Consider the following 4734-nt stretch of genomic DNA (forward strand, 5'->3'; position numbering starts at 1 on the left):
ATTATATTTTTCTTTTTTTAGGCAAAAATTCTTTGCATAGCTATAGCTACGGAAATAATTTTTAACGACAAAAAAGGGAAATAGAAATGATTTATATCGGGTGTTTTGATGTTAATTTGGTATGAGTCCACTCTAAAAAGTAATGAGTGCAGGTTTTGAATATAAAGAATTGCCCCATTCCCTAAAGGGAGTCCTGATTTTCAGTTACTTCTTTCTTTAGGGTTTGGGTAGAAAGAAGCTAATACTAAAGCGTCATCAAATTATACTTCGGCTGGTCATAATTTGAACTTTGGAGTTATGTTTAACACACAGATTATAAATTGTTTAACGATATAGAAAAACACAGTTTATGACCGCTCAGCATATATTTATTATCTGACTGTTATATTATGTGTTTTTTCTTAGTGCAACTTTGTGCCTTGGTGTCTTTGTGGCAAGATATTGATAATTAGCCACGAAGGCTCTAAGACACGAAGAATCACAAAGTATGAAACAATTCATTATGGAATTATTATACTATTGATTTTCTTTATGTTATCACAACTCGACATTTAATAAGTTTCCGAATGTCAATTCTTTATATTCAAATGCGAATGTATATATTAACCGAAAACTACCCACTCTATTAACCGAAAAGTATCCACCTAAAAAAAATGGTTCATCACAATAATGAGTACTTTTGAAAAAAAGCTATGTCAACAAGTTTAATATATCATGATTTTGAATGTCAAATATTTTTATGACATATAATGAAGATAATGGATAAAGAAGAAAATTCGGAATATAGAAGTTAAATACCAATAATAGAACATTTCAAAATAATTTATCAAGTTTTTATTGCAATCTATTCAAATATTGATAAGTCAAGACTTATCAATATTTAAACAGATTTGATGATAATAATTCAGTTAAATTTTAAAGTAAAATTTATAATTTACATCATGCTAAGTATCCATTATTGTGATGAACCTGAATTATTAACCTGATGATAAACAAAATTGGTAAATAATATAATTCATTAATCTAATTTTTTATAATTATTTTACCATTGTAATATTTATCGTTTTCAAAAATAGAATAGATATAAATTCCTGGAATCAATTTACATTGATAAGAATCGCCTTCAAAAATATCTTCTAAAACCAGTTTACCTGATGTTGTAAATAGATTGATTTTAAACGAATGATGTTGATTGTCAATCCCTTTAATTTTGATTTTATTGTTATTGGTTATTATTTCAAATTTCAATTTTTCTAAATTATTAATTGAACTGGAATATTGATACATACTAATACCGCCAAGTGTAGCAAACCAAATATTACCTTCATTATCTTCTAATATTTGTTTAATACAAATATGGGTTAATCCATCAGTTACACTATAATCTTTAAAAATATTTCCATTAAATTTTGTTACTCCTTTGTAATTACTACCAAACCAATAGTTTCCTCTACTATCTTGAAAAGTTACCCAAATCCAATTATCGCATAAACCATTGCTTTTATCATAAGAAGTCCATGTATGGCCATTGAATTTAGTTGCTCCATTAACTGTATTAAACCAAATATTTTTTTCATTATCGAAAGTAATACTATTAATATCATTTCCTGATAATCCATCAGCAGTGGTATAGTTTGTAAATATATTATTATTGAATTTGCTAACACCATTTTCAGTGCCAATCCAAATATTATTATTTGAATCACAAGCTAATGCAAAAACATTCTTGTCAGCTAAACCATCATTTTCAGTAAATGTAGTAAATGTATTTCCATCAAAACGTGAAACACCACTACCTACTGTAGCAATCCAGATATTCCCATTTAAATCTTCAACTAAATCGTTTAAAACATTATTCGGCAAACCATTTGTCGTATTATAATTTACAAAATTGCTACCATCAAACATTGAAAGTCCTCCCCCAATTGAGGCAAACCATAGATTCTTTTTGCTGTCAATAATTACATCCACAATTGTATCACCAGCCAATCCATCTGATCTATCATAGGTAATCCAATTATTACCATCATATTTTGTAATTCCACCACCGAATAAGCAGAACCAAAAATTGTTGGACGAATCAATTACAAAATCCGTTACATGAAAAGTTGATAAACCTGAATTATGAGGTGTATATTGTTTCCACTTTTCTTGGGAATTTCCAACAAAGAAAGTTAACAAAAATATTGCAATTATTACCATTTTTTTTAAATTTTTTAATAAAATCATTTTATTTTTTTTTAAAGGTTTTCAATAAAATCCTTAGAAAAACTTCGTGGATATTTATTGATTTTAAAATTCTTATAGCCAGTAAATTTAATAATAGTTCCAAGACCTGAAACATTATAATCTTTAACAGCTTTATTATAAGTTTTTGTATTAAATATTGTTGTTATTTCTGATTGTGAAAAACCAAAATTTGTATTTAAAAAATATTCCTGAGTTGCATTTCTTTGACTTGGAAAAATATAAATGATTTGCTTTGGATTAATATTTTTCAACTTAAGTGTTTTAGCTACTTGATAAAAAGCAGGATTGCATCTAAAACAAATATCATTATCAATAATATTTAAATATTTGGGATATACATTGTTTTTTAACAAATCATTAATATTTACTGGCTTTTCTTTTACACACATGTTGCAAGAAAATAATACAATTAGTAAAATTATCAATATTCGAAGCCTCATTTTAGTTGCTATTTATTTTGTATTTTTTTAACACTATATGTTTTTCAGTCTCAACAAGTAGGTATATAGTATTGTCTTTTTGTAATAAACTACTTGTTTTTTTGCCGATATATTTTTTCTTCAGGAATTTTTTGTTTTTATTGTCATAAATAACAAGATATTTATTACCATTAAAAATTCCGGGCTTTTTATTTACTTCATCAATATAAATTATTTTTTCTATTTCATTATTTGAACCTTGTAAAACAAAACTTTTAATTCTATGAATGGAATCAATTTGAACAGAATCAGGAATTTTAAAAAACAGTTTCTCATTTTCTAAATCATAAATATCAAGTGAGTTTGAAACATATATTTTTTTGTTAAATTTATTAAAATCACAAGTGGTTGATAATTTCCATCCTTTTGTAGTTCTAACTTTTGTTAAAAATGTGTCACTTATGTTCCATATTTTAAGAGGGTAAGGGATTTTATAATGCTTTTTGTAGCAAACGGTATCATTTGTTAAAGAATATTTTACAATAAATAGATTGTCTAATTTTGTTGAATCATTTGTTCTTGCTATAAAAAATATATTTGATATATCATCAAAATAAAGATTTTGGTAACTTAATGTTAAATGTTTGTAATGAAATGGTAAAGTAATTATATTCCCAAAGTTTGTATCTTGCATTGACCATAAAAAAGGAGTATATTGTAAACTTATTTTATTTTTTTTAGGAAAACTAAAAGCTGTAATTTTTTGTCCGATTAAGTATAATTTATTTTTTGAAATGTACTTACAATTATAGAAATAAAAAGTTTTCATTTTTAAATTATTCTGTTTGATTGTTGAATCAAATGTAACAATTTTGTCAAATGAATTACCTTTATTTTTATGGTAATTAATTTCATAATCAACAAAGTTTTTCTCATTTAGTTTTATAATTTTTTCTAACTGTAAATCTTGTGTATTATAGATGACAATCTCATTATCATTGTTGACAAATGATATTTTATTCTTACCTGCATTATATAATTGAAAAGGTAATTTTGAAATTATAAAATCCTTATCTTCGTAAATAACATTAGAGTTTACATCAATTAAAGACTTTTTGTTTTTTTCTTTAATGCAAGATGAGAATGATAAAATTATTATTAGAATAGTTAATATTTTTTTCATATTCAATAAATTAAAGATATTTATAAAAGTGTAATCGATAATTAAATCGATTACACTATCAAATGAATTATATTTCTGATACCATGCTTCCCAGTACTTGACCTTCGTCATTTTCCCAAATAATTTCTCCGCTTCCATCATTACTAATAAAGTTAAAATCAATAACATTATTGTTTTCATCCAAATTGATTTCTCCTATTCCTTCTTTTTCAATGTTGCTTGTACTACCGAATAAAATAACTGTAGCATTATTTAAAACTCCAAAGCATGGTGGATCTAAGTCAGTACCTTCATCTGTTATAGTAAAGCAGATATCATCTGAACCGACACATCGAAATTCAGCATATTCTTCTTCAGGATCGCAGATAATCCATTCTAATGTACCTGGAACTTCAATATGTGTTCCTCCGACATTTTGTGCAAAGATTGGTTTTGCATTCTTGTTTACAATAATATCCTCATCTTTTGAGCATGAAGATAATAAAAATACTATACTTAATAATAAAAAACTTATTTTTTTCATAATAATTAATTTAAAAGATTAATACATTATGGATAAATGAATACTGTAAATGTTTTGTACATTTGTAGCAGAATCTTTTCTCACGAGAGGGATTCATTTGGAGTGGTAATTTGTTTAGGCAAATTACCACTTTTTCATTTATGCCACGTTAACAAAATTTTTGTTTTTAATTTGATATATTTTATCAAATCTATTAATGTGGCTAATAAGAATGAAATACAAACTTATTAGCCTAAATATATGAATTTCCAAGAACAATATTTTATGAAAATTTTGATAAACATAAATGTAATATATATTTTATACAATTGCAAATATATAAAATAAAATATCTTATTACAAAAAAAAAATAATATTTA

General features: G+C 25.1%; 4 protein-coding genes. All 4 read right to left on the reverse strand.

Annotated features, from left to right (window positions below):
• Nucleotides 1–1023: 1023 nt before the first annotated feature.
• Complete coding sequence (locus U9R42_02800) at nt 1024–2229, reverse strand: two-component regulator propeller domain-containing protein (GenBank protein ID MEA3494944.1); 1206 nt, start codon at nt 2227–2229, stop codon at nt 1024–1026.
• A gap of 11 nt (nt 2230–2240) precedes the next feature.
• Nucleotides 2241–2690 carry a hypothetical protein gene (locus tag U9R42_02805; GenBank protein MEA3494945.1) on the reverse strand — a complete coding sequence of 150 codons (450 nt, stop codon included), beginning with the start codon at nt 2688–2690 and terminating at the stop codon, nt 2241–2243.
• 1 nt (nt 2691) lies between these two features.
• Nucleotides 2692–3852 carry a hypothetical protein gene (locus U9R42_02810; protein ID MEA3494946.1) on the reverse strand — a complete coding sequence of 387 codons (1161 nt, stop codon included), beginning with the start codon at nt 3850–3852 and terminating at the stop codon, nt 2692–2694.
• 67 nt (nt 3853–3919) lie between these two features.
• Nucleotides 3920–4375 carry a hypothetical protein gene (locus U9R42_02815; protein MEA3494947.1) on the reverse strand — a complete coding sequence of 152 codons (456 nt, stop codon included), beginning with the start codon at nt 4373–4375 and terminating at the stop codon, nt 3920–3922.
• Nucleotides 4376–4734: the final 359 nt, after the last annotated feature.

It is taken from the genome of Bacteroidota bacterium (assembly GCA_034723125.1).
Lineage (GTDB): Bacteria > Bacteroidota > Bacteroidia > CAILMK01 > JAAYUY01 > JAYEOP01.